At 64.8% G+C, this 23,626-nt stretch carries 24 protein-coding genes; 14 read left to right on the top strand and 10 right to left on the bottom strand.

The window, feature by feature from the left end:
• Positions 1–160 precede the first annotated feature (160 nt).
• From EXV95_RS16000 to EXV95_RS15980, 5 genes are all read right to left on the bottom strand, one after another.
• Positions 161–373 carry a hypothetical protein gene (locus tag EXV95_RS16000; protein WP_147433275.1) on the bottom strand — a complete coding sequence of 71 codons (213 nt, stop codon included), beginning with the start codon at positions 371–373 and terminating at the stop codon, positions 161–163.
• On the bottom strand, positions 352–777 hold the full coding sequence (locus EXV95_RS15995; RefSeq protein WP_010464776.1) for a barstar family protein: 426 nt from the start codon (positions 775–777) through the stop codon (positions 352–354). Before EXV95_RS15995 ends, EXV95_RS16000 begins: the two co-directional genes overlap by 22 nt.
• 140 nt (positions 778–917) lie before the next feature.
• Positions 918–1,325 carry a ribonuclease domain-containing protein gene (locus EXV95_RS15990; RefSeq protein ID WP_055398013.1) on the bottom strand — a complete coding sequence of 136 codons (408 nt, stop codon included), beginning with the start codon at positions 1,323–1,325 and terminating at the stop codon, positions 918–920.
• Positions 1,326–1,479: 154 nt separating this feature from the next.
• Positions 1,480–3,822: an NADP-dependent malic enzyme gene (locus EXV95_RS15985; protein ID WP_176887591.1), complete on the bottom strand. Its 2,343-nt coding sequence runs from the start codon at positions 3,820–3,822 to the stop codon at positions 1,480–1,482.
• 470 nt (positions 3,823–4,292) lie between these two features.
• On the bottom strand, positions 4,293–4,592 hold the full coding sequence (locus tag EXV95_RS15980; protein ID WP_176887590.1) for a hypothetical protein: 300 nt from the start codon (positions 4,590–4,592) through the stop codon (positions 4,293–4,295).
• 108 nt (positions 4,593–4,700) lie between these two features.
• Between EXV95_RS15980 and EXV95_RS15975 the strand changes: the two genes are divergently transcribed.
• Positions 4,701–5,189, top strand: a complete 489-nt coding sequence (locus EXV95_RS15975; protein WP_176887589.1) for a GNAT family N-acetyltransferase — start codon at positions 4,701–4,703, stop codon at positions 5,187–5,189.
• A gap of 310 nt (positions 5,190–5,499) precedes the next feature.
• Here the strand turns inward: EXV95_RS15975 and EXV95_RS15970 are convergent, their stop codons facing one another.
• The 3 genes from EXV95_RS15970 to EXV95_RS15960 all read right to left on the bottom strand — a co-directional run bounded on the left by EXV95_RS15970 (position 5,500) and on the right by EXV95_RS15960 (position 9,352).
• Positions 5,500–6,168 (bottom strand): phage tail protein, encoded by a 669-nt coding sequence (locus tag EXV95_RS15970; RefSeq protein ID WP_176887588.1) that lies wholly within the window; start codon positions 6,166–6,168, stop codon positions 5,500–5,502.
• 165 nt (positions 6,169–6,333) lie between these two features.
• Complete coding sequence (locus EXV95_RS15965) at positions 6,334–7,851, bottom strand: CoA-acylating methylmalonate-semialdehyde dehydrogenase (RefSeq protein WP_176887587.1); 1,518 nt, start codon at positions 7,849–7,851, stop codon at positions 6,334–6,336.
• Between the two features lie 139 nt (positions 7,852–7,990).
• The gene (locus EXV95_RS15960) at positions 7,991–9,352 is read right to left on the bottom strand and encodes an aspartate aminotransferase family protein (protein WP_055398024.1); all 1,362 of its coding nucleotides are present in this window, start codon (positions 9,350–9,352) and stop codon (positions 7,991–7,993) included.
• Positions 9,353–9,481: 129 nt separating this feature from the next.
• Here EXV95_RS15960 and EXV95_RS15955 point away from each other — a divergent pair, with 129 nt between their 5' ends.
• Together EXV95_RS15955 and EXV95_RS15950 are read left to right on the top strand one after the other, a co-directional pair.
• Positions 9,482–10,432, top strand: coding sequence for a LysR family transcriptional regulator (locus tag EXV95_RS15955; RefSeq protein WP_055398026.1), 951 nt, complete (start codon positions 9,482–9,484; stop codon positions 10,430–10,432).
• A 67-nt stretch (positions 10,433–10,499) separates the two neighbouring features.
• Positions 10,500–10,805, top strand: coding sequence for a flagellar basal body protein (locus EXV95_RS15950; protein WP_055398029.1), 306 nt, complete (start codon positions 10,500–10,502; stop codon positions 10,803–10,805).
• Positions 10,806–11,022: 217 nt separating this feature from the next.
• On the opposite strand, the gene EXV95_RS15945 is transcribed toward EXV95_RS15950, so the two are convergent.
• Positions 11,023–11,289 carry a DUF2061 domain-containing protein gene (locus EXV95_RS15945; protein WP_176887586.1) on the bottom strand — a complete coding sequence of 89 codons (267 nt, stop codon included), beginning with the start codon at positions 11,287–11,289 and terminating at the stop codon, positions 11,023–11,025.
• 280 nt (positions 11,290–11,569) lie between these two features.
• Here EXV95_RS15945 and EXV95_RS15940 point away from each other — a divergent pair, with 280 nt between their 5' ends.
• From EXV95_RS15940 to EXV95_RS15910, 7 genes are all read left to right on the top strand, one after another.
• The gene (locus EXV95_RS15940; RefSeq protein ID WP_121508904.1) at positions 11,570–12,622 is read left to right on the top strand and encodes an SPFH domain-containing protein; all 1,053 of its coding nucleotides are present in this window, start codon (positions 11,570–11,572) and stop codon (positions 12,620–12,622) included.
• A gap of 104 nt (positions 12,623–12,726) precedes the next feature.
• The gene (locus tag EXV95_RS15935) at positions 12,727–14,217 is read left to right on the top strand and encodes a DUF4178 domain-containing protein (RefSeq protein ID WP_176887585.1); all 1,491 of its coding nucleotides are present in this window, start codon (positions 12,727–12,729) and stop codon (positions 14,215–14,217) included.
• Between the two features lie 98 nt (positions 14,218–14,315).
• Complete coding sequence (locus EXV95_RS15930; RefSeq protein WP_176887584.1) at positions 14,316–14,537, top strand: DUF350 domain-containing protein; 222 nt, start codon at positions 14,316–14,318, stop codon at positions 14,535–14,537.
• A gap of 50 nt (positions 14,538–14,587) precedes the next feature.
• Positions 14,588–16,150 carry a polyamine aminopropyltransferase gene (locus tag EXV95_RS15925; protein ID WP_176887583.1) on the top strand — a complete coding sequence of 521 codons (1,563 nt, stop codon included), beginning with the start codon at positions 14,588–14,590 and terminating at the stop codon, positions 16,148–16,150.
• A 145-nt stretch (positions 16,151–16,295) separates the two neighbouring features.
• A complete protein-coding gene (locus EXV95_RS15920; protein ID WP_176887582.1) occupies positions 16,296–18,002 on the top strand; it encodes an NAD(P)-binding protein in 1,707 nt (568 codons plus the stop codon).
• 6 nt (positions 18,003–18,008) lie between these two features.
• Entirely contained in the window at positions 18,009–18,530 is a 522-nt protein-coding gene (locus tag EXV95_RS15915) for a L,D-transpeptidase (protein WP_255484757.1), read from the top strand.
• Complete coding sequence (locus tag EXV95_RS15910) at positions 18,527–19,903, top strand: MATE family efflux transporter (protein WP_176887580.1); 1,377 nt, start codon at positions 18,527–18,529, stop codon at positions 19,901–19,903. The genes EXV95_RS15915 and EXV95_RS15910 overlap by 4 nt, the downstream gene beginning before the upstream one ends.
• A gap of 100 nt (positions 19,904–20,003) precedes the next feature.
• Here the strand turns inward: EXV95_RS15910 and EXV95_RS15905 are convergent, their stop codons facing one another.
• On the bottom strand, positions 20,004–20,255 hold the full coding sequence (locus tag EXV95_RS15905) for a hypothetical protein (protein ID WP_121421666.1): 252 nt from the start codon (positions 20,253–20,255) through the stop codon (positions 20,004–20,006).
• A 189-nt stretch (positions 20,256–20,444) separates the two neighbouring features.
• Between EXV95_RS15905 and EXV95_RS15900 the strand changes: the two genes are divergently transcribed.
• The 4 genes from EXV95_RS15900 to EXV95_RS15885 all read left to right on the top strand — a co-directional run bounded on the left by EXV95_RS15900 (position 20,445) and on the right by EXV95_RS15885 (position 23,624).
• Positions 20,445–21,800 carry an esterase-like activity of phytase family protein gene (locus tag EXV95_RS15900; protein WP_176887579.1) on the top strand — a complete coding sequence of 452 codons (1,356 nt, stop codon included), beginning with the start codon at positions 20,445–20,447 and terminating at the stop codon, positions 21,798–21,800.
• A 77-nt stretch (positions 21,801–21,877) separates the two neighbouring features.
• Positions 21,878–22,582: a riboflavin synthase subunit alpha gene (locus EXV95_RS15895; RefSeq protein ID WP_176887578.1), complete on the top strand. Its 705-nt coding sequence runs from the start codon at positions 21,878–21,880 to the stop codon at positions 22,580–22,582.
• Between the two features lie 17 nt (positions 22,583–22,599).
• A complete protein-coding gene (locus EXV95_RS15890) occupies positions 22,600–23,100 on the top strand; it encodes a GNAT family N-acetyltransferase (RefSeq protein ID WP_176887577.1) in 501 nt (166 codons plus the stop codon).
• Positions 23,101–23,135: 35 nt separating this feature from the next.
• A complete protein-coding gene (locus tag EXV95_RS15885; protein ID WP_121422951.1) occupies positions 23,136–23,624 on the top strand; it encodes an NUDIX hydrolase in 489 nt (162 codons plus the stop codon).
• The last annotated feature ends 2 nt before the right edge of the window (positions 23,625–23,626 follow it).

Raw genomic sequence — 23,626 nt, 5'->3', positions numbered from 1 at the left:
TAGAGCCTAATTTGCCTAGAAAGCGCTCGTAACTGGCGCGCCCCATACCAGCGACCGCCGCGCAAGGGCCGCCCCGCCGCGCTGGCGGTGTCCCCCTTCCCGAATTGCTCAGCAATTCGAGAGAAGGGGGAAGGCGCGCAGCGCCTCAGGGGGATGAACCCTATGCAGCGCTCAGCCAGTAACCCGCGTTGAAAGGGCTGCTCATGCGCAGCGCCATCGGGGAGACATCGACAAGCTTGTCGGTCGGCATTTTTTCGGCGGAATCCGTGCCGATTTCAATGCCCTCGACACCTTGTTGGGTGCCGGTAGCCTCGTTCGCCCGTTCTGCTTGGCTGGTGGATGCAGAACGGGCTACAGAAAAGAATAGAAACACCGGAACGGTATCTTGCGGTCGCCCCAGTAGTCGGCGGCGTCGCGGAAGATATCGAGCAGTTGTTCACGCGCTTCCTTGTCGAACTTGCCCGTGGCGGGGATCTGCTCCAGCACCACGATGAAACCAGGCTGCGGGCCCGATTTATGCAAGGGATCCGTCATGCAGTCGTACAACGCATCAAAGTTCTTGCCGAAGTGCGACGGGAAGGTGAATTGCCCGGCAATCAGGTCCAGCACATCCTGCTTGGACTGCGCGTGGGCCAGGTTGGCGTACAAGAAATGGTGACCCATGGAGGTGGCCGCATCCTGCAGGTCCTGCACGCGGAAAGCGCGAATGGACTGCACGATGTTGGTGCGCACGCCACGCAGTGGCGTTTCCAGGTCTTTACGAAGTGGCGTCTGCATCTCCGCTACTCTTTCTTTTTAAAGTCCACAAACTTCTGGCATTTCGCAGGGCTGCGGGATGCAGCCTGCGGGTGGGGGATTCAAGGGGGTGCGCTTACCGCTGCCAGCGTATCTCTGGCCTGCGTGCAGCGCAACGGGGGTCACTCGACGATCTCGCGAAAACTGGCGTAGTGATCGCTGGTGTAGTAGCAGGCGTCCGGAACCCGGGGCTTGCCGCCACACACAATGCGCCGGGCTCCCCGGTTGCGCGATCCTGGTGTTCTGACGGTGTACTCACGGTAGTAGCCCCGCTTGTGGGCGGGCAACAGCCGCTCGCGATTGCCAAAAACTGTTCCGTCCTTGTCATACGGAAAGGGCCCTCCTTCACGGATCAGCGCATACGTCGCCCGCCCTTGGGGCGGCAACTCGGCCAATGCGATAGGGGGGATGGAGCCGTCGGTGGACGGGGAGTTCCGGGCATGCCCCGCTACCGGGGACAACACGAACGCAACACCCAAAACACACAAAAACCCTGCTTTGCGCGCCCGGGTGGCTACAGCCTTCAGCATCAACGAACCTTTCAGAAACTACGGGTTAACCCGAAATTTCGAGCCGCTAGTGTCGCTCAACGGCCCCCAAAAAGCAAGCGTCTGCACAAAGATTGGGCAGACGCTGAAGGGAAAAACAAGCTCTTTAAGTTAGCGCTTGCTATCAATTTTTGGCTTATCTTGACACGTTGGCATCGGCCACGGTAAGTGCTGTCATGTTCACAATGCGGCGCACGGTGGCGCTGGGCGTCAGGATATGGACCGGCTTGGCCGCGCCCAGCAGCACGGGGCCGATGGCGATGCCGCCGCCTGCGGCGGTCTTGAGCAGGTTGTAGGCGATGTTGGCTGCGTCGATGTTGGGGAACACCAGCAGGTTGGCGTCACCCGTCAGTTCGCTGCTGGGCATGAGGGCCGCACGGGCCTTGCCGTCCAGCGCCACGTCGCCATGCATTTCACCGTCCACTTCCAGCCAGGGGGCTTGCTGGCGCAGCAGTTCGAGCGTCTGGCGCATTTTGACGGCGCTGGGGTGGTTGCTGGTGCCGAAGTTGGAGTGAGACAGCAGCGCGGCCTTGGGCTTGACGCCAAAGCGCATCATTTCCTCGGCAGCCAGGGCGGTGATCTCGGCCAGCTCCTGGGGGGTCGGGTCGTAGTTGACGTGCGTGTCCACCAGGAACACCTGGCGCCCGGGCAGCATGAGGCCGTTCATGCAGGCGTATACCGGCACATCCTGCGCAGTGCTGTCGGCGCCGCCCGCGTGTTTGCCGATCACCTGATCGATGTAGAGCAGGTGGTTGGCCGTGGTGCCCCAGGTGCCGCAGATCAGGCCGTCCACCTCGCCCTTGTGCAGCATCATGGCGCCGATGAGCGTGAGGCGCCGACGCATTTCGATCTTGGCGACCTGCTGGGTGATGCCCTTGCGCTCGGTCATGCGGTGGTAGGTCTGCCAGAAGTCGCGGTAGCGGTGGTCGAAGTCGGTGTTGACCACGTCGTAGTCCACGCCTTCTTTCAGGCGCAGGCCAAACTTTTCGATGCGCTGGGCAATGATGGCGGGGCGGCCGATCAGCGTGGGGCGGGCCACCTTCTCGTCCACCACGATCTGCGCGGCGCGCAGCACGCGTTCTTCCTCACCCTCGGCGTAGGCCACGCGCTTTTTGGCGGCGGTGCGTGCTGCGTCGAAGATGGGTTTCATCGTCGTGCCGGAGGCGTAGACAAAGGTCTGCAGCCGATCGCGGTACGCGTCCATGTCGGTGATGGGGCGCTGGGCCACGCCGCTGTCCATGGCGGCCTGGGCCACGGCCGGCGCAATCTTCATCATCAGGCGCGGGTCGAACGGCTTGGGGATCAGGTATTCGGGGCCGAACGACAGCTTCTCGCCCACATAAGCTGCAGCCACCACTTCGCTCTGCTCAGCCTGGGCCAGCTCGGCAATCGCGTGGACGGCGGCAATCTCCATCTCATCGGTGATGGTGGTGGCGCCGCAGTCCAGCGCGCCACGGAAGATGTACGGGAAGCACAGGACGTTGTTGACCTGGTTCGGGTAGTCCGAACGCCCCGTGGCCATGATGATGTCGCTGCGCACGCTGTGCGCCAGCTCGGGCGTGATTTCGGGGTTGGGGTTGGCCAGGGCGAAGATCACCGGGCGCTCGGCCATGGTGGCCACCATCTCGGGCTTGAGCACGTTGCCCGCCGACAGGCCCAGGAACACGTCCGCGCCCACCATCACCTCGGCCAGCTTGCGCGAGTCGGTCTTTTGCATGAACTGGCGCTTGTCGTCGTCCATCAGCTCTTCGCGGCCCTCGTAGACCACGCCAGCCAGGTCGGTGACAAACACATTCTTGCGCTGCACACCCACCTTGAGCAACAGGTTCAGGCAGGCCAGCGCCGCTGCACCCGCGCCGCTGGTGACCAGCTTCACCTCCTCGATCTTCTTGCCCGCCACCTTCAGCGCATTCACGATGGCTGCTGCCACCGTGATGGCCGTGCCGTGCTGGTCGTCGTGGAAGACCGGGATCTTCATGCGCTTGCGCAACTCACGCTCCACGTAGAAGCAGTCGGGGGCCTTGATGTCTTCGAGGTTGATGGCGCCGAAGGTCGGCTCCAGCGCGGCGATCACTTCCACCAGCTTCTGGGGGTCTTTTTCATCGATCTCGATGTCGAACACATCCACGCCGGCGAATTTCTTGAACAGAACGCCCTTGCCTTCCATCACAGGCTTGGAGGCCAGCGCGCCGATGTCGCCCAGGCCCAGCACGGCAGTGCCGTTGGTGATGACGGCCACCAGGTTGCCGCGCGAGGTGTAGCGGAAGGCATTGGCCGGATCCTTGACGATTTCTTCGCAAGGTGCGGCCACACCGGGCGAGTAGGCCAGCGCCAGGTCATGCTGGTTGACCATCTGCTTGGTGGCGGCAATGGCGATCTTGCCGGGCTTGGGAAACTCGTGGTACTCGAGAGCGGCACGGCGCAACTGGGCGCGCTTGTCGGAATCGTTGTTGTTCTGGGCCGTGGTGTTTTCGGGCATTCAATTGTCTCCAGCTTGGGGTGTCAATGCCACGCCGGTTCAAGCAGGTCCGGCGCAGGTTGTCAGCTTTCGTAAGGGTGGGCGATTGTAGGCCGCGTTCGGTAAAAACCCTAGTAAGCGAATCTGCTTACATGGGAAATTCAGCTTTGCCGTCTGGGTTGGAATGCGGCGGATCGCTCCAGCGCGAGGTGCAACGTTTACGCAACCGCTGCCGAAGTGGTCTGGACCTCCGCTTCAAGCCCGTCCAGCCTGGGCTTCAAGCTGCTAAACCGTGGGCTTCACCACAATCGTTCCCAACCAGGGCTGTTTTGCGGTCAGCGCAGTCCATGGCCGAGATACGGAAAAAAGACCGCAGAAATGGACTGCAGCGGTCCTTCTGTCATCGACGGTTTTCAGTTCGTTTCCAGATCCTGCGGGCAACAGATCGAAGCGGGCGCTATCGTTAGCGGTGCTTCCCATGGGGCAAGCTGTTAGCCAAACAGCGCCTCATAGCGGGCGATGTTCGGCGAGCGCGTATCCGGCATGCTGGGCACCAGCATCCACTGCACACTTCCCAATTGCGGGTGGCTCAGGGTGTACGTTGCCTGAGAAAGCCTTGGAGCATCTGGTCCATGAAATAGCAGTGTGAACGGTGTCCGAAATTGCTCTGGCAAATGGCCGCGCGCCCGTTCGGTAGCTTCTACCAAAACCAGCTCCACAGGGCCATGCTGTGTCAGTGCGACGAAGGGACTGCCCACCAGGGTGTTGACGGATTCAAAAGTGGTGCTCATCGATGGCGTGTGTTGAGGGATCACAAAAGGGTTGGATACAGGCCATTGAGTTGCCAGAATGGGCTGGTATCCACGACCCACTCAACATCCTACAGCCGAGAATCCACTGTGTATTTGCTATCTGAACCATTTGCCCTGCGTGAGAGGGCCGACGACGATCAGCCTTTTCTGCTGGAACTCTATCTATCCACCCGCGATGACCTCCGGCAGGCCATCCCCGACCTCGCGCTGCTCCAGCAGTTGATAGCCATGCAGTTCAATGCACAGGAGACCGGCTACCGTCACCAGTTCCCCTTGGCCCGCCAGTTGGTACTGCTGCGTTCCGGCCATCCAATAGGGCGCATGGTGGTAGACGCCTCACCCGAACAATTGCGTCTGGTGGATATCGCCATTGCGCCGCCAGCTCGCCGCAGCGGCGCTGCAATGGCTGCGTTGGCTGCGCTGCAGCGCCATGCAGCAGCGCAGGGCCTGCCACTGTGTCTGGCGGTAGGGCGATACAACGGTCCAGCGCAGTGCCTGTATCAAAAATGCGGATTCACTTCCGTGACCGAAGACGATCTTTTCGTGCAGATGATCTGGAGAAGCGCTTCGTTGTGAGACCTGCCAGCACAATCGCTCCGTTGTTGAAGCCATCTTCGACGGGGGAAATGTGCCTGACTGCGTAGCGCTTGCAGGCAAGGCCATCCGTGGGGCGAATCCTGCATCGACAACGGGGACACACTGGAAGTAGATCGCTGTGCGCCGGGGCCGCAGAACAAGCTGCGGCGCTTGCTGGCCACCTGGCTGCAGACAATCCATGCCCCAGACCAGGTGCCCCAGTGCAGCTATGCGGCAACCGCATAGCTGCCCACGCCGCACGCGGCTCGCAGCGACGGCCGCACTGATTGCGCGAGACCGTCCAACGATCTCAGTTGCGCGACGGGAAGATGCCTTCCATGCAAATGATGTAGTTAAGGCCCAGATACGGCTGCATGTTGGACACCATGGCTGTGGTCGTCACGGGGGCGGCCAACGGCTGGCCGCCGGTATTGGCGCCCACCGTCACCGCGCCTGTGCCACCAATGGTGGTGCTGACACCACCCAGGTTGACCGGCCCCGTTGCGGTCGGTGAGTAGATGGACGCGCTGCTCGGGCCACTCGGCGATGCGCTGAGGAAAGAGCCATTGGCGGGAGCCGTGCTGGTGCCCGTGGTGCCCGTGGACGCCTGCAAATGCGTTGTGCCCGTGAGCCCTGCGGGGTCGAAGGTGGCCGGGTGCGTGTGCGGTGGCAGATTCGAGGCATTGAGTGTCACCGTCGCCGAGCCTGTGCCAATCACAGTGTTGGTGTTGGTACCCGCCTTCTCGCCTTGTGCAATGGGGGTCAATCCTGGTCCAGCGGCTTGTGATCCGACGGGGACCCTGCCCCGCAAATCCGGCAGGCCGAAGGTGTTCACGCCATCCCCCCCGTACGTGGTTCCCAGCAAGGCAAACATGGCTGAGTTTTGCTGAATAGGAACCGTCTGCCCGTTGCAGAACGCCCAGCCGCGCGGCGCGTAGTTGAAACCGACCGGCATGATCATCCCCATAAATGCGTCCATGAGTTCTCCTCCATTAGTGAGTGATAGGCCCAGGAATACTATGACGGCAACACGGGAGCGGTCAACGAATATGCTGCAAGAGGCATTTCACACACGCGAACGCACTCCCCGGGCCTCTCACCCCCTCGGAGGGACTTTGAACAGGCCCTGAGCGCGCGCTGCGCTCTATCGGCTGCTCGGAAAGCTGAACACCGCGCCCTCGCGCACACCGGCGCTGGGCCAGCGCTGGGTGATGGTCTTGCGCTTGGTGTAGAAGCGCACGGCGTCCGGGCCATAGGCGTGCAGATCACCGAACAGGCTGCGCTTCCAGCCGCCGAACGAGTGGTAAGCCACCGGCACGGGCAGGGGCACGTTCACGCCCACCATGCCCACCTGGATGTGGTCGGTGAAGTAACGGGCAGCCTCGCCGTCGCGCGTGAAGATGCAGGTGCCGTTGCCGTACTCGTGGTCGTTGATGAGCTGCATGGCTTCCTGCAGGGTCTTCACGCGCACCACACCGAGCACGGGGCCGAAGATCTCTTCCTGGTAGATCTTCATGCCGGGCTTGACGTTGTCGAACAGGCACGCGCCCAGGAAGTAGCCTTCCTCATGGCCCGCCACCTTCACGCCACGGCCATCCACCACCAGCGTGGCGCCTTCGGCCACGCCGCTGTCCACATAGGCCTTCACCTTCTCGAAGTGCGGCTTGGTCACCAGCGGGCCCATGTCGTTGCTGTTGTCGGTGCCGGGGCCGACCTTCATCTTGGCGATCTCGGTCTTCAGGCCCGCGATCACGGCGTCACCCACCGCGTCGCCCACGGCCACCAGCAGCGGGATGGCCATGCAGCGCTCGCCGCACGATCCGTAGGCCGCGCCCATCAAGGCGCTCACGGCGTTGTCCACGTCCGCGTCGGGCATGAGCACCGCGTGGTTCTTGGCGCCGCCCAGGGCCTGCACGCGCTTGCCGTGTTTGCAGCCTTCGGCGTAGATGTATTCAGCGATCGGGGTCGAACCCACAAAGCTCACGGCTTTCACGCGCGGGTCTTGCAGCAGCGTATCGACGGCCAGCTTGTCGCCGTTGACCACGTTGAGCACGCCGGGCGGCAGGCCCGCTTCCAGCGCGAGCTGGGCGATGAACAGCGTGCTGCTCGGATCACGCTCCGAGGGCTTGAGCACAAAGGTGTTGCCGCAGGCCACGGCCATGGGCCACATCCACAGCGGCACCATGGCCGGGAAGTTGAACGGCGTGATGCCTGCGGTGACGCCCAGCGCCTGGAACTCACTCCACGAGTCGATGCTGGGGCCCACGTTGCGGCTGTGCTCGCCCTTGAGCAGCTCGGGCGCGTAGCTCGCGTATTCGACGTTTTCAATGCCACGCTGCAGCTCACCGTGTGCATCGGCCAGCACCTTGCCGTGTTCGGCCGTGATCAGGGCGGCGATCTTGTCGGCGTTTTCTTCGAGCAGGACTTTCAGCTTGCTCATCACGCGGGCGCGTTTCAGGGGCGGCGTGTTGCGCCAGGCCGGGAAGGCGGCTTCGGCCGAAGCAATGGCGGCCTCCACAGTAGCCTTGCTGGCCAGCGCCACGCTGGTGGTCGACTGGCCCGTGGCGGGGTTGAACACTGGCTGCGTGCGCGCCGTGTCCGCAACGATCTGGCCGTCGATCAGGTGGCCGACGGTGGTGGTGACGTTCTTGTCGTGGTTCATGGCAAAAATATGGGTAAAAAGTGCCGCTAGCGCTTATCTAGAAAGCGCTAGCAGCTATTGAATCAGGAGTATTCCCGCTGGCGGATGAAACGGCGCGCGCCAGGCCAGCGGCCACCGCGCAAGGGCCGGGGGTGTGTCATCACGCCGTTTCAGCCAGGGCATCGCCCAGTGCGTTGATCAGGCGGTCGATTTCGGCCTTCTCGCTGATGAAGGGCGGCGCCAGCTGGATGGTGTCGCCACCGTAGCGCACGTAAAAGCCCTTCTTCCAGCAGTTCATCGCAATTTCATAGGGGCGGCGGGCCGGCTCGCCCGGCAGCGCGGCAATGGTGAAGCCAGCAGCTAGGCCAAAGTTGCGGATGTCAGCCACATGCTTGGCGCCCTTCAAGCTGTGCACGGCTTGCTCGAAGTACGGCGCCAGCGCGTTCACGCGGCCGATCATGTCTTCCTTCTGCAGGATGTCGAGCGCCGCAATGCCCGCCGCGCAGGCCACGGGGTGGGCCGAGTATGTATAGCCGTGCGCGAACTCCAGCATGTACTCCGGGCCGCCCGCCGCCATGAAGGTGTCGTAGATCTCCTTGGTGGCCACCACGCCGCCCAGCGGTTGCGCGCCGTTGGTCACCTGCTTGGCAAAGTTCAGGATGTCGGGCGTCACGCCAAAGGCTTCGGCCCCGGTCCACGCGCCGCTGCGGCCAAAGCCGCTGATCACTTCATCAAAAATCAGCAGGATGTTGTTCTGCGTGCAGATCTCGCGCAGGCGCTGCAGGTAGCCCACGGGCGGGATCACCACACCGGCCGAGCCCGAGAAAGGTTCCACGATCACGGCGGCAATGTTCGATGCGTCGTGCAGTGCAATCACGTCCAGCAGGCGGTCGGCCAGCTCTTTGCCCGTGGGCGGCATGCCTTTGTGGAACGAGCCAGCGGGCGGCTGGGTGTGGGGCAGGTGGTCGGCTTCGATGCCTTGGCCGAACATCTTGCGGTTGGCAACAATGCCGCCCACCGAGATGCCGCCGAAGTTCACGCCGTGGTAGCCCTTTTCGCGGCCGATCAGGCGGGTTTTGCTCGCCTGGCCCTTGTTGCGCCAGTAAGCGCGTGCCATCTTCAGCGAGGTGTCGGCCGACTCGGAGCCCGAGCCGGTGAAGAACACATAGTCCAGGCCCGCAGGCGTCAGCTCCTTGACCCGGTTGGCCAGCTCGAACGACAGGGGGTGGCCGAACTGGAAGGCGGGCGCATAGTCCAGCTTCATCGCCTGCTTGCCAATGGCCTCAGCGATCTCGCGGCGGCCATGGCCCAGGCCCGCACACCACAGGCCCGAGAGGCCATCAAAAATCTTGCGACCGTCCGCGTCGGTGTAGTAGGCGCCGCTGCCCTCCACGATCATGCGCGGGTTGGCCTTGAACTGGCGGTTGGCCGTGTAGGGCATCCAGTGTGCGTCCAGCCATTCGGCGTCCATGCGGGGGCCTTCGGCGCCAGCGGCGGGTTTTTCGATGTTGACGAAGCTCATGGGGTTCTCCAGTGCAAAGGCGGCGACAAAAAGCGGGCAACCCCAGCGGTCTGGGGCTTGACGTAGGGCATTGTTGCGCTGCCTGTTAATCTCTCCAATACTCCAATATCAATGTTTACTTGACGGTTTATGCAAGTAAAAACACCTCCACCCCACCCTTCCCCCAAGCACCGCGCCGTACTGGGCCAGCTCAGCGACATGGACCTGCGCCTCTTGCAGGTCTTCAAGAGCGTGGTCGAGTGCGGCGGCATGTCGGCCGCCGAGCTGGAGCTGAACATCGGCACCAGCACCGTCAGCCGCCACATGAAGGACCTGGAAACCCGCCTGGGCCTCACCTTGTGCCGCCGGGGCCGGGCCGGTTTTGCCCTCACGGCCGAGGGGCAGCGCGTGTACGACGAAACCCTGCGCCTGCTGTCGGCCGTGGACGCCTTTCGCAGCAGCATCGACGACATTCACCGCCGCATGGGCGGGCGGCTGGAGGTGGCGGTGTTCGACAAGACGGCCAGCAACCCGGCCGCGCACATTGGCGATGCGATTGCGCTGTTTGCCAGCCAAGCGCCCGAAGTCAGCCTGCAGATGCATGTGGCGTCCATCCCGGCCATCGAGCGTGGGCTGATCGACGGCAGCTTCCATGTGGGCATCATCCCGGCGCACCGCACGTCGCAAAGCCTGGTCTATGCAGACCTGTTTGCCGAAACCATGCTGCTGTACTGCGGTGCGCGCCACCCGCTGTACGGCACCGACCATGCCGCGCTCACCTGGGAATCCCTGCGCGCCTACCAGTTTGCGGGTCTGGGCTACCACTCGCCCAACATGGAGCTGAGCCACAGCACCCGCCTGCCGCGCAAGGCCACCGGGTTCGACCAGGAGTCGATTGCCACGCTGATCCTCTCAGGCCGCTACCTGGGCTTTTTGCCCGACCACTATGCCGAAGGCTTCGAGCGCCAGGGGCTCATGCAGGCCGTTCTGCCCGCGCAATTCCACTACCGCTGCCAGTTTGTGAGCGTGCTGCGCAAGTCGCCGCAACCGCCGAGGGCGGCACAGGCGTTTGCACAATGCCTACTGGAGGCCCATGGTTGATGACTTGCCCGCAGCGCGGCGCAGGCAGACAATGCCAGCTCTTTGGCGCTTTTGAGCGGGGCACACCATGGCAACCATTTCTTCGATTGGCAGTTCCGGCCTGCAGGCCGCGCAGTTGCGGCTGGATGCCTCGGCCAACAACGTGGCCAACATGAACACCCCCAACTACCGCCGCCAGGTGGTGGCGCAGGAAGAGGCCGCCGACAGCGCTGGCGTGCGCGCCACCGTGCAGCGCCAGCAAGAGGCCGAGGGCGTGGCGCTGGAGAAGGAGGCGGTCGAGCAGATGTCGGCCACCTACGCCTTCAAAGCCAATCTGCAGACCATCAAGGCACAAGACGAAATGATGGGCTCGCTGCTGGACGTAAAGGCCTGAGTCGTTTCTCCCGCGCTCCCGACAATGCCCCGCCAGCCGGGGCATTGTTGTTTTCAGCGCCAGCGCTGGAGTGGCCTCGGGCGACCTCAGCTGGCTACAACCAGCCCGGCCAGCCGGTGAACGAGCCAGCGTTGAAAGGCCAAGCCGGTAGCGGTGCGGCTGCGCAAGGGAATGCTGTACATGGGGGCTCCTTCGTACGGGTGGTTCAGACGGTGGTTCAAACGGCCTGCAAGGCGGCTGGTCTGGGTGCCTGTGTGGCGTCGTTAGCGCCGCGCCGCGCAGCCCGGTCCCAGGCCTTTTCATGGAAGAAGAAGGCCACCGCCTGCACCGTGGGCTCCAGCAGGCTCAGCGTGAGCGAGGCCCACAGGTTGCCCGTGACGGCATAGGCCACCAGGGCCGCCACGCAAATGTGGATCACGTAGTAGCTGCCTGTTTTCATCAGCATGGTTTTGTTCTGGCGGGCAGCGCGGCGGATGTGGGACATGGCGGACTCCTTTTCACTTCGTCATCAGGGCCTGCCGTGGTGAGCAGGGATGTTGAAATGGTAGTAGTTCTCAATAGCGTTGGCTAATTGATCATGACTAAGCCGGAGATAGCCACTATCAAGCGGCCATGCATCCCGGTCGGGCGGCGCCATGCCAACCAAACTGGTCCGGCGCGTGAACCAGTTCACCGATGGGGCTCAAAAAAAGCCGCTCCGCGCCATGCCCCCGTTGCTATGATGGCCGCTCTTTTCAACCCCCTCTTTTGCTTTGGGAGCACACATGGCCCTCATGGACTTCATCAAGAAACAGTTCATTGACATCATTCAATGGACCGAAGAGGGGGACGGCACGCTGGCCTGGCGCTTCCCCATGGCGGGCATGGAAATCCAGAACGGCGGCACGCTGGTGGTGCGCGAGTCGCAGATGGCCATCTTCGTGAACGAAGGCCAGGTGGCCGACGTGTTCGGCCCCGGCACCTACAAGCTCACCACGCAGACGCTGCCGGTGCTCACGTACCTGAAGAACTGGGACAAGCTCTTTGAGTCCCCCTTCAAGAGCGATGTGTACTTCTTCAGCACACGCCAGCAGATCGACCAGAAGTGGGGCACGCCCCAGCCCATCACCATCCGCGACAAGGACTTCGGCGCCGTGCGCCTGCGCGCGTTCGGCAACTACGCCTTCCGCATTGCCGACCCCAAGGCCTTCCACACCGAAATCTCGGGCACGCGCGAGTCCTACCCCGTGGCCGACCTGGAAGGCCAGCTGCGCGGCTTGGTGCTGCAGAACATCAGCAACGCCATTGCGGGCAGCGGCCTGCCGTTCCTCGACCTGGCGGCCAACCAGGTGATGTTTGCGGAGGCGATGGTCAAGGAACTGGCACCCATCTTTGCCAAGCTGGGCATCTTGATCGAATCTCTCACGGTGCAGAACGTCTCGCTGCCCGAAGAGCTGCAAAAGATCCTCGACCAGAAGATCGGCATGGGCATGGTCGGCAACGACATGGCCAAGTTCATGCAGTACCAGACCGCGCAGGCCATTCCCAAGTTCGCCGAAGCCAGTGGCGGTGGTGGCGGCATTGCGGGCGATGCGATGGGCCTGGGCGCGGGCGTGGCGCTGGGCCAGGTGCTGGCGCAAAACCTGCAGCAGGGCCTGCAGACTCCGGTGGCCCCTGCGGCGGCCGCAGCGGCGCAGGCCGCCGCTGCACCGGTGGGCGTCAAGCCCGAAGAGGTCATGGCAACGCTGGAGAAGCTGGGCGAACTCAAGTCCAAGGGCATCCTGACCCAGGAAGAGTTTGACGCCAAGAAGGCTGAGCTGCTCAAGAAGCTGGTCTGAACCCGGTTGCTATCATAAATATAGCTGTTTGCGCTGGAGGGATAAGCGCTAGAGGCCAAAAAGGCCTCAAAGCCGTGTAGCGCGGCGCAGGCAGCAGCCCCACGATGGCCACCGACCCCACACAGCGTTACTACCGCGCGCCCTGCCCGGGCTGCGGCGCGCCGGTTGAATTCCGCAGCGCGCAGTCCACCCACGCCGTCTGCGGCTACTGCCAGAGCACCGTCGTGCGCAGCGGCGACGTGCTCACGCGCCTGGGCAAGATGGCCGAGCTGTTCGACGACCACAGCCCGCTGCAGCTCATGGCCAGCGGGCGCATCCAGCTCGACGGCAAGGATGTGCCCTTTACCCTCATCGGCCGCCTGCAATACAAAGGCGACGCGGGGGTCTGGACCGAATGGACCGCCTTCCTCAACGACGGCACCCTGGCCACGCTGGGCGAGGACAACGGTGCCTACGTCTTCACCCGCCCCATCGACCCCGGCCGCGAAATGCCCGCGCCCGAGCGCTTTCGCATCGGCACCACCACCGCCATCAACGGCAAGCCCTACAGCGTGGCCTACACCGGCCAGGCACAGCTGATATCGGCCCAGGGCGAGCTGCCCAAACTCCCGCCGCTGGGCCAGCCCTTTGGCATGGTCGAGCTGCGCAGTGCCGAAGGCGAAGTGGTCAGCATCGACTACGGCCACACCCCGCCCAATGTTGAGCGCGGCAAGTCCGTGCTGCTCGAAGACCTGCAGCTCCAGGGCCTCAAAGACGAATCGGCCAAAGACGAAAAAGGCCGCCAGTTCAACTGCCCCCACTGCGGCGCACCCGTGCAGGTCAAGCTGGCGGGCACCAAAAGCATCACCTGCGGCTCGTGCGCCAGCGTCATCGACCTGAGCAGCGGCGTGGGCGGCGAGCTGCGCTCGGCCGAGCAGGACGAGCCCGTGCAGCCCATCATTCCGCTGGGCAGCAAAGGCCAGCTCCAGGGCGTGCACTGGCAGGTGGTGGGATTTCAGCACCGCATGGGCGTGGAGCCCGGCGACGATGAACACTTCGGCTGGAGCGAATACCTGCTCTACAACCAGAAGCGCGGCTTTGCCTTTTTGGTCGATTCCGAAGAAGGCTGGAGCATGGTGCGCCCCACCACCGGCGCGCCGCAGCTCTCTTCCAACGGCCGCAGCGCCACGTACATGGGCACCAAGTACGAGCTCAAGTACACCTACGAGGCCGAAACGACCTACGTGCTGGGCGAGTTCTACTGGCAGGTCACGCGGGGCCAGAAAACCAGCAACCGCGACTTTGCAAGCGCCAAGGGCCTGCTGTCGCTGGAGCAAACGCCCAATGAAGTGACCTGGTCCGCCGGTGACAAGCTGGCCAGCGACACCGTGGCCAAGGCCTTCAAGCTCGAAGACAAGGCCGATGTACTGCAGCGCGACGACCCCGGCCCCTTCACCGCCAAGTCGGGCCTGGGCTGCGGCACCATCATCCTGATTGCGATCATCATCATCATCCTGCTGATCATCCTGAGCAATTGTTCGGGGTCGTCGGGCAGCGGCTACCGCAGCTCGGGCGGCTCGTTCGGCGGATACTCGTCCGGCGGAAGCCACAAGTAGGCGGGCGCTCCAAGGCGCCTGCCTGCAGACAGATCCATGAGCCCCGTCTTCACCACCCCACCACCACCTACATACCACCGTTTCAAGGAGTTCACACCATGATGGGAATCGAATGGCTCCGGCCCGCAGCCTTCCTCGGGTCCATGCTGTACGCGCTGATTGGCGTGGTCATTTTCTGGCTGTGTTTTGTCATCGTGGACAAGATCACGCCTTACGACCTGTGGCGCGAAATCGTCGAAAAGCAGAACCAGGCCCTGGCCCTAGTGGTGGCGGCGATGTGCCTGGGGATCAGCATCATCGTGGCGGCGGCCATTCACTGACGCACCTTGCCTGAAACGGCGCGCGCCCTTGCGGCGCGCCGGTACCTGCCTTGCAATCCGACCTGACTTCTCCTGCCTCGCCGTCCGAGGCCCCGGGCGCCACCGCCGGCCCCCGCCCCATCGAAATCGCCCTGCTCATCAGCGTGTTCGTGGTGGCCGCCTGCGGCCTGCTGTACGAGCTGGCTGCGGGCGCGCTGGCGTCGTATGTGCTGGGCGATTCGGTGCTGCAGTTTTCCACAATCATCGGCACCTACCTGTTTGCCATGGGCGTGGGCTCGTGGCTGTCGCGGTACTTCGAGCGGCAACTGCCCGCGCACTTCTTGCGCATCGAATTGCTGGTGGCGCTCATTGGCGGAGCCTTGCCAGCCACGCTGTTCCTGGCCAATGCGTACACGCCTGGAGCTTTCCGGTTTCTGCTGTACGGCATGGTGTTGATGGTGGGCACGCTGGTGGGGCTGGAGATTCCCCTGGTGATGCGCATCTTGAAGCGCAACGTGGCGCTCAAGGACCTGGTCTCGCAGGTGCTCACGTTTGACTACCTGGGCGCGCTGGCGGTGTCGATGGCGTTTCCGCTGCTCTTGGTGCCGCACCTGGGGCTTATCCGCACGGGGCTGCTGTTTGGCGTGATGAATGCGGCCGTGGCGCTGTGGGCGGTGTGGCTGTTTCGGCACGAGTTGCGGCGCCTGAAGGCGCACCTGGCAGCCTGCGTGATGGTGCTGGGCATCTTGCTGGCCGCGCTGGCGGGGGCCGAGCAGATCACCAGCGTGGCCGAAGACAAGTTCTACCAGGACCGCATCGTCTTCAGCACTGCGTCGCCCTACCAGCGCATTGTGGTCACGCAGGGGCGCGCGGGCCACCGGCTGTACCTCAACGGCAACCTGCAGTTTGCGCAGGCCGACGAGTACCGCTACCACGAGGCCCTGGTGCACCCCGCCATGGCCGCCCACGGCGCGCCCAAGAAGGTGGCGGTGCTGGGCGGCGGCGACGGCATGGCCGTGCGCGAGATCCTCAAGTACCCCTCGGTGGAATCCGTGACGCTGGTGGAGCTGGACCCGGCCATGACGAAGATCTTCAGCGAGAACCCACGCCTCGCGCAGCTCAACGGCCACGCGCTGCAGAACCCCAAGGTGAAGATCGTCAACACCGATGCATTTGGCTGGCTGCAGGATGGATCGGACACGTTTGATGTCATCGTGGTGGACTTTCCCGACCCTACCAATTTCTCCATCGGCAAGCTTTACACCAACAGCTTTTACGCGCTGCTGGACAAGCGCCTGGCCGCCAGCGGCTACGCGGTGGTGCAGACCACCTCCCCGCTGGTGGCGCGCAAAAGCTACTGGACGGTGGCGCAGACCATCGAATCCATCGGCCTGCAAACGGCGCCGTACCACGCGCACGTGCCCAGCTTTGGAGAATGGGGTTTCATCATCGCCAGCCGCAGGCCCTGGCGCCTGCCGGAGGCACTGCCAGCCGATTTGCGGTTCTTGGGTGCCGACACGCTGCCGCTGTTGTTCGACTTTCCGCTCGACATGGCGCGCGTGCCTGCCGAGGTGAACCGGCTATCGAACCAGGCGCTGGTGCACACGTACGAACGCGAGTGGGGAAAACACTGATGCCCCCCCTGAGCGGCTGCGCCGCTTCCCCCGGAGGGGGACGCACCCGGTGGCCTGGCAGAGCCAGTTCCACGGGTGCGCTGGCATCGGAGCGTGCCGGTTGCGAGCGCTGCGCCCTTCAACGCTGAATCAGAATCAGCCTCCCATGCAACGCCGCCACTTCCTTGCCACCGCTGCAGCCTCGGCCGCCACGGGCATGCTGCTGCCGGGTTGCGACCGTGCACCACGCGCGCTGGAAGGCGGCTTCACCGGCATCGACATGGCACGGGGCCACCAGCTGCGCGACCTGCTCAAGACCGGCACCCTGCCCGCTCCCAGCGTAGTCCGCCGTGCGCAGGTCATCATCGCGGGCGGTGGCGTGGCGGGGCTCGCTGCGGCGCGGTCGCTGCGGCTGGCGGGGGTGGAGGACTTTGCGCTGCTGGAGCTGGAAGACAGTGCTGGCGGCAACAGCCGGGGCGGGGCCGTGAGCGGCATTGCCTGCCCGCTGGGCGCGCACTACCTGCCCGTGCCCGGCGACGATGCGCGCGAGGTGCAGGATCTGCTGGAAGAGCTGGGCCTGCGCCGCCGCGTGGCTGGCCGCTGGCAGTACGACGAACGCCACCTGTGCCACAGCCCGCAGGAGCGCCTGTTTTTTGACGGCGAGTGGCAAGAAGGCCTGCTGCCCGTGCACGGTGTTAGCGAAGCCACGCTGGCCCAATACCGCCGCTTTGCACAGGCAGTGGAGCGAGAGGCGAAGGCCGCGCGATTTGCCATGCCTGCGCTCAAGCTGTTGGGGCCAAAAAAGCCGCTAGCGCCCGCCCATCAAGCGCTGGATGCCATGACTTTCAGTGTTTGGCTGGCGCAAGAGGGCCTGGATGACGAGCACCTGCTCTGGTACCTGAACTACTGCTGCCGCGACGACTACGGCGCGGGCGTGGCGCGCGTGTCGGCCTGGGCGGGCATCCACTACTTTGCCAGCCGCCACGGTTTTCACGCGCCGGGCGAGGCGGTGGATGAGGCGCGCGAAAGCGTGCTCACCTGGCCTGAAGGCAACGGCTGGATCACCCAGCGCCTGGCCGAGCCGCTTGCCAACACTGTGAATGGGGGCGGCCAGCTGCGCACCGCCACCAGCGTGCTGCGCATTGCCGAAACCCGCCACGGCGTGGAGGTGGACGCCTTCAACCATGCCACTGACAGCGTGGAGCGCTGGCAGGCGCCGCGCTGCGTCGTGGCGCTGCCCGTGTTCGTGGCGGCGCGGGTGGTGCACAACCCGCCCGCTTTTTTGACCGGCGCTGCGCAGCGCCTGCAGTCGGCCCCCTGGCTGGTGGCCAACATCCACATCGACAGCCCGCTCACCGACCGCCCCGGCGCTGCCCCCGCGTGGGACAACGTGCTCTACGCCGACCCCACCGCCGGCGGCCTGGGCTACGTGAACGCCGGGCACCAGCGGCTGGACACAGGGGCCGCGCTGGCCGGGCCCACCGTGCTCACCTACTACCAGGCGCTGGGCGATGTGCAGGGCGGCCGCCAGCAGCTGGCCACCCAGCCCTGGCAACCATGGGCTGAGGCCGCGCTGGCCACCCTGGCCGTGCCCCACCCCGACCTGCGCCAGCGCGCCACACGCGTGGACATCACCCGCTACGGCCACGCCATGGCCATCCCGGTACCTGGCATGCAGGGCTTTTTAAGCCAAATTGGCCTCCAGCGCTTATCAGGTAAGCGCAAGCAGCTATCAAATGGTGAGCAATCGCCCTGGATTCCCACCCCCACCACGGCGCGGCTCGCGTTTGCGCACAGCGACTGGTCGGGCTATTCGGTGTTTGAAGAGGCCTTCACGCGCGGGCACGGTGCCGGGCTGGTGGCGGCGGGCTGAATGCCGATGGCCGGCCCCGAAGTGCACATCGACGTGGCGCTGCAGCAGCTCCACCTGATGCTGGACGGGGCCACTCTGCGCACCTACCCGGTATCCACCGCCCTGAATGGCGTGGGCGAACACAACGGCAGCGGCTGCACTCCCCGCGGTCTGCACCGCGTGCGCGCCAAGGTGGGCGCGGGCTGTGCGCCGGGCACGGTGTTTGTGGGGCGCCGTGCCACAGGCGAGATCTATTCACCCGCGCTGGCCGCTGAGCACCCAGGGCGCGACTGGATCCTGAGCCGCATCCTGTGGCTGACGGGCTGCGAGCCTGGCGTGAACCGGGGCGGCGCGGTGGACACGCTGCGCCGCTACATCTACTTCCACGGCTGCCCGGACGACTGCCCCATGGGCGTGCCGCGGTCGCACGGCTGCGTGCGCATGACCAACGCCGATGTGATCGACCTGTTTGACCGGGTGGCCGTGGGCACGCGGGTGTGCATCCACAGCACCCAGACCCCCAGGCTCATGGAGGGCGCAGCACCATGACGGACAAGGCCCACCCCGGTAGCCCGCTGCCTTCGCTCGACCGGCGCTTTCTCGTGTTCCTGGGCCCCTTGGTGCTCACCAACATCCTGCAGGCGCTCACCGGCACGGTGAACCACATCTACGTGGGGCGGCTGCTGGGTGCGGGCTCGCTGGCGGCGGTGGCCTCGTTCATGCCGCTGTTCCTGCTGCTCAGTGCCTTCATCTTCGGGCTGGGCAATGGGGCGTCCATCCTGGTGGGCCAGGCCTTTGGCGCGCGCAACCACGCGCGGCTGCATGCCGTGGCGGGCACCACGCTGTGCGCCGGGGTGCTGCTGGGCCTGGTGCTGGCCGCCCTGGGGCTGTTGGCCGTGCGGCCTCTGATGCTGCTGCTGGGCACGCCGGCCGACGTGCTGCCCCAGGCGGTGGCCTATGCGCGGGGGATGATGGTGCTGTTCCCCGTGCTGTTCACCTCCATGCTCACGGCGGCGCTGCTGCGTGGCACGGGCGACACCGTCACGCCGCTGCGCGCGCTGGTGGTGTCGCTGTCGGTCACGCTGGTGTGCGCGCCGCTGTTCATCCGGGGCGTGCCTGCCCTCGGGCTGCCTGCGCTGGGCATCCTGGGTGGCGTGGCCGCGCTGCTGCTGGCCACGCTGTGCTCGCTGGGCTACACGGCCTGGCACCTGCGGCGCCGCGCCCATGTGCTGGCCCCCACGCGGGCGCTGGCCGCGCATCTGCGGCTGGACGCTGCCTTGCTGCGCACCCTGGTGCGGCTGGGCGTGCCCACGGGCCTGTTCTTCATCACCGGCTCGCTGGCCGACCTGGGCCTGCTCAGCCTGGTCAACGCGCACGGCTCGGCAGCCACGGCGGCGTGGGGGGCAGTCAGCCAGGTGATGTCGTATGTGCTGTTCCCGGCGATGGCCGTGGCCATTGCGTCGTCGGTGTTTGCGGCGCAGGCCATTGGTGCGGGCCACGGGCAGCAGTTGGCGGCCGTCACGCGCACCGGCATGCGCATGAACCTGCTCCTCACCGGCGGCCTGGCCCTGCTGATGTTTGGCGCTGCGCCCTGGGTGGTGGGCCTGTTTGTGGCCGACGCCCGCGTGATCGACATCGCCGCACGCGTGCTGCCCATCACGGTGTGGGGCGCGGTGTTTTTTGGATGGGCCAGCGTGTATTCCGGCGTGATGCGTGCCAGCGGCACGGTGCTGGCACCCACGCTCATTTCACTGGGGTGCCTGGCCTGCCTCATCGTGCCGCTGGGCTGGCTGCTGGGGCGCCAGTTTGGGTTGGTGGCCACCTGGGTGGCCTACCCCGCCACGTACCTGTGCGCCCTGGTGCTGCAGGGGCTGTACTTCCACGGGGTATGGCGGCGCCAGGCATTGCAGCGGCTGGTGTGATGCGCCGGCAATATGCACTAAAAATGGCCCTGTCGCTTATCCATCAAGCACAAAAAGCTATGAAAATCATAGCTTTTTGCGCGCTGCCCTCGCCTGCGTTTCAGCCGCGCCGCATGTCCAGCCACAGACCCGCGCACAGCGCCACGCCCACCGCAAACAGCATCCAGGTCCGCGAAACCGCGTAGGGGTAGAACATGAGCGCCACGCCCCACCAGCGGGTGCGTGGCTGCTGCGCTCTTTTGCCGTGCCAGAAAGCCGCCATGCCGATCAGGCCAAACACGATGGCGCCCGCGATGTAGGCGGGGCTGGGCAGTTCCAGTCCGAGGGATTGCAATGCAGAAAGGGTGTCCATGGGGAATAGGGGCTGTCCAGCGTTGTGGGTGGGGAATGGTGGGGGAGCGCAAGGCGCGTGTGACTCTCGAACCTGGCAAAAGGTCCGTGTCCATCGGCTGCATGCCAGGGCATATCCTGGTGCCTGCCTTTCATGGTGGCGTCACAAGGGCGCGGCATCGTGCGGGTTTTGGCTTTATTCCCCATGAACATGTCCCAACTTTCCTTCATCGCCGCCAGTGCAGCCCTGCTGTGCGCCGCCTCTTCTGCAGCCCTGGCCCAGCAGGCCTACCCCGCCACGCTGACCGGCCACGCGGTGCTGCCCGCCCTGACGATGATTGCCGCCCCCAAGGACGCGCCACACGACCTGCAGGTGGCGGGCAAGTTCACCACACCCCGCCGGGTGGACGCCGTGGGCAGCGTGATGGGCCAGTCGGGCGGCCGCGACACCGGCGTGTCGCTGCCGTTCCAGGGGCAGCCCATCCAGGGCCACTCGGGCATCAAGCGCATGGCTGACGGATCGTTCTGGATCCTGACCGACAACGGTGCCGGCTCCAAGGCCAACTCGCCCGACTTCATGCTGCACCTGAGCCACTACACCGTGGACTTCAAAAGCGGCCAGTTCAATCGCCTCAAGACCATCTTCCTGCACGACCCGGACAAGAAGATCCCGTTTCGCATCACCCACGAAGGCACCGACAAGCGCTACCTGACCGGTGCCGACTTCGACCCCGAGAGCTTCCAGTTCGCCGGTGGCGCGCTGTGGATTGGCGATGAGTTCGGCCCTTTCCTTATCAAGGCCGACCTGAATGGCAAGGTGCTCGGCGTTTTCGAGACCCAGGTGGACGGCAAGACCGTGCGCTCGCCCGATGCGCCCGGCGTGCTCATGCCCGGCGCGCCTGATGCCAAGCCCACTGCGTTTGTGGTCAAGCGCTCCAAGGGCTACGAAGGCATGGCCGCCAGCCAGGACGGCAGCAAGCTCTACGCCCTGCTCGAAGGCGCGCTGTGGAACGACGATGCCAAGGCGTATGAAAACGTGGGCGGCAAGCAGTATCTGCGCGTGCTGGAGTTCGACGTGAAGACCGAGCAATGGACCGGCCGCCACTGGAAGTACGTGATGGAAGCCAACCACCACGCGATTGGCGACTTCAACATGATCGACAACACCACGGGCCTGATCATCGAACGCGACAACGGCGAAGGCACGACCGACAAGGCCTGCCCCGCAGACCAAAAGCGCACGGACTGCTTCCACGACCTGGCCAAGTTCAAGCGTGTCTACAAGGTCGAGATGAGCGATGCCAACGTGGGCGGAGAGATCCGCAAGGTGGGCTACATCGACCTCATGAACATCCAGGACCCGCAGCGTCTGGCCAAGAAGTCGCTGAACAACGGCGTGCTCACCTTCCCGTTCTTCACCATCGAGAACGTGGACATTGTGGACAGCACGCACATCGTGGTGGGCAACGACAACAACTTGCCCTTCAGCAGCAGCCGCGACCCCAACAAGGCGGATGACAACGAGCTGGTGCTGCTGGAAGTGGGCGAGTTGCTGCGAGCGAAGTAACCCGGCGCCAGCGCGCGGTGGGGGCCGGGTGGCAAAATTCCCGGTTCCCCTCCCAACGCTCCACAAGCCGCGCCACCATGTTCACAGGCATCGTCCAAGCCACGGCAGGCATTGCCGCCATCCAAGACCGCGCAGGCCTGCGCACCTTCACTCTCGATTTTCCTGAGGGCTTCTGCCAGGACCTCGCCATCGGTGCCAGCGTGGCCACCGACGGCGTGTGCCTCACGGTCACCGAGATCCTGTCGCCCACGCAAGCCAACTTCGACGTGATGCTGCAGAGCCTGAACATCACCACGCTGGGCAGCTACGGCCAGGGCGACCGCGTGAACGTGGAGCGCGCTGCCAAGGACGGTGCCGAGATCGGCGGCCACCCGCTGTCGGGCCATGTGGACTTCACCGGCACGCTCATCGAGCGGCGCGAGTTCGACAACAACCTGGTGTGGCGCGTGGCCGTGCCGGAGGCGTTTCGCCGCTACATCTTTGCCAAGGGCTACATCGCCATCCACGGCGCCAGCCTCACGGTGGCCGAGGTGAACCGGCAAGAGGGCTGGTTCGAGATCTGGATGATCCCCGAGACCCGCCGCGCCACCGTGTTTGAAGCCAAGCAGGTAGGCGACCGCCTGAACATCGAGATCGAGCGCAGCACACAGGTGGTGGTGGACACGGTGCGCGAGGCCGTGCAGGAAAGCCTGGGCCGCCTGCAACCGGTGCTGGAGGCGTTGTTGAAAGAAAAGGGCCTGTCGCTCGAAGACTTTGTGCAGGCGCCCGTGCTGCCGCACTGATTGAACCAAGCTCACTCATGTCTGTGGTGGTGCGCCCGCTGGCGCTGAGCGATCTGGCCGACCTGCTGGCCGTGCAGCTGGCTTGTTATGGCGAAGGATTTGTGGAGAGTGGCGAGGTGTTTGCGCGCCGCCTGGCCAGCCCGGCCAATTGCTCGCTGGTGCTGGAGCGCGGCGGCTCGGTGTGTGCCTACCTGGCGGCATACCGCAGCGTGCGCGGCAAGGTCACCCCGCTGCACGGCGACTTTGAGGCGGTGGCCCAGCCCGACACGCTGTACCTGCACGACATGGCGGTGTTGCCCGCCCGCGCAGGGCAAGGCCTGGCGCGCGCGCTGCTGCAGCCGCTGTGGGCGCAGGCGGCATCGCAAGGCCTGCTGCACAGCGCGCTGGTTTCGGTGCAAGGCTCGCAGGTGTACTGGGAGCGCCATGGCTATGTGCTGCAACCGTTGGCAGATGTGGCGCAGCGGGAACGCCTTGCCAGCTATGGCGAGGGCGCTGTCTACATGGCGCGCAACCTGTAGGCCCGGCGCCACCTGTCCTCGTCATAATGCGCGCCATGCCCCACCGCTGGAAACCCAACGTCACCGTGGCCGCCCTCATCGAGCGCGATGGCCGCTTTCTGCTGGTCGAGGAAGAGACCACCGACGGCCTCAAGCTCAACAACCCCGCCGGCCACCTGGACCCGGGCGAATCGCCCATCCAGGCCTGTGCGCGCGAGGTGCTGGAAGAAACCGCGCACGACTTCGAGCCCACGGCGCTGATCGGCGTGTACCTCAACCGCTTCACCAAGACGCGCACGGGCGACGACATCACCTACATGCGCTTTGCGTTTGCGGGCTCGCTGGGCACGCACCACGACTGGCGCACGCTGGATACCGGCATCGTGCGCACGCTGTGGCTCACGGCCGATGAAATCCGCGCCTGCCCCGAGCGCCATCGCAGCCCCCTGCTGCTGCGCTGCCTGGAGGACTACCTGGCGGGCCAGCGGTTTCCGCTGACGCTGGTGCACACCGACATTTCGGTGACCGAACCCTCTGCGCAATAGCG

It is taken from the genome of Acidovorax sp. JMULE5 (assembly GCF_013376875.1).
Lineage (GTDB): Bacteria > Pseudomonadota > Gammaproteobacteria > Burkholderiales > Burkholderiaceae_C > Acidovorax > Acidovorax facilis.
The sequence above is the reverse complement of the archived record's forward strand: the minus strand, read 5'-3'. Positions and strand labels throughout refer to the sequence as shown.

Bases quoted from the DNA above. Each gene is read 5' to 3' on its own strand.
- EXV95_RS15995 (WP_010464776.1), bottom strand. From the start codon at position 777: ATGCAGACGCCACTTCGTAAAGACCTGGAAACGCCACTGCGTGGCGTG.
- EXV95_RS15990 (WP_055398013.1), bottom strand. From the start codon at position 1,325: ATGCTGAAGGCTGTAGCCACCCGGGCGCGCAAAGCAGGGTTTTTGTGT.
- EXV95_RS15985 (WP_176887591.1), bottom strand. From the start codon at position 3,822: ATGCCCGAAAACACCACGGCCCAGAACAACAACGATTCCGACAAGCGC.
- EXV95_RS15980 (WP_176887590.1), bottom strand. From the start codon at position 4,592: ATGAGCACCACTTTTGAATCCGTCAACACCCTGGTGGGCAGTCCCTTC.
- EXV95_RS15970 (WP_176887588.1), bottom strand. From the start codon at position 6,168: ATGGACGCATTTATGGGGATGATCATGCCGGTCGGTTTCAACTACGCG.
- EXV95_RS15965 (WP_176887587.1), bottom strand. From the start codon at position 7,851: ATGAACCACGACAAGAACGTCACCACCACCGTCGGCCACCTGATCGAC.
- EXV95_RS15960 (WP_055398024.1), bottom strand. From the start codon at position 9,352: ATGAGCTTCGTCAACATCGAAAAACCCGCCGCTGGCGCCGAAGGCCCC.
- EXV95_RS15955 (WP_055398026.1), top strand. From the start codon at position 9,482: ATGCAAGTAAAAACACCTCCACCCCACCCTTCCCCCAAGCACCGCGCC.
- EXV95_RS15950 (WP_055398029.1), top strand. From the start codon at position 10,500: ATGGCAACCATTTCTTCGATTGGCAGTTCCGGCCTGCAGGCCGCGCAG.
- EXV95_RS15945 (WP_176887586.1), bottom strand. From the start codon at position 11,289: ATGTCCCACATCCGCCGCGCTGCCCGCCAGAACAAAACCATGCTGATG.
- EXV95_RS15940 (WP_121508904.1), top strand. From the start codon at position 11,570: ATGGCCCTCATGGACTTCATCAAGAAACAGTTCATTGACATCATTCAA.
- EXV95_RS15935 (WP_176887585.1), top strand. From the start codon at position 12,727: ATGGCCACCGACCCCACACAGCGTTACTACCGCGCGCCCTGCCCGGGC.
- EXV95_RS15930 (WP_176887584.1), top strand. From the start codon at position 14,316: ATGATGGGAATCGAATGGCTCCGGCCCGCAGCCTTCCTCGGGTCCATG.
- EXV95_RS15920 (WP_176887582.1), top strand. From the start codon at position 16,296: ATGCAACGCCGCCACTTCCTTGCCACCGCTGCAGCCTCGGCCGCCACG.
- EXV95_RS15915 (WP_255484757.1), top strand. From the start codon at position 18,009: ATGGCCGGCCCCGAAGTGCACATCGACGTGGCGCTGCAGCAGCTCCAC.
- EXV95_RS15910 (WP_176887580.1), top strand. From the start codon at position 18,527: ATGACGGACAAGGCCCACCCCGGTAGCCCGCTGCCTTCGCTCGACCGG.
- EXV95_RS15905 (WP_121421666.1), bottom strand. From the start codon at position 20,255: ATGGACACCCTTTCTGCATTGCAATCCCTCGGACTGGAACTGCCCAGC.
- EXV95_RS15900 (WP_176887579.1), top strand. From the start codon at position 20,445: ATGTCCCAACTTTCCTTCATCGCCGCCAGTGCAGCCCTGCTGTGCGCC.
- EXV95_RS15895 (WP_176887578.1), top strand. From the start codon at position 21,878: ATGTTCACAGGCATCGTCCAAGCCACGGCAGGCATTGCCGCCATCCAA.
- EXV95_RS15890 (WP_176887577.1), top strand. From the start codon at position 22,600: ATGTCTGTGGTGGTGCGCCCGCTGGCGCTGAGCGATCTGGCCGACCTG.
- EXV95_RS15885 (WP_121422951.1), top strand. From the start codon at position 23,136: ATGCCCCACCGCTGGAAACCCAACGTCACCGTGGCCGCCCTCATCGAG.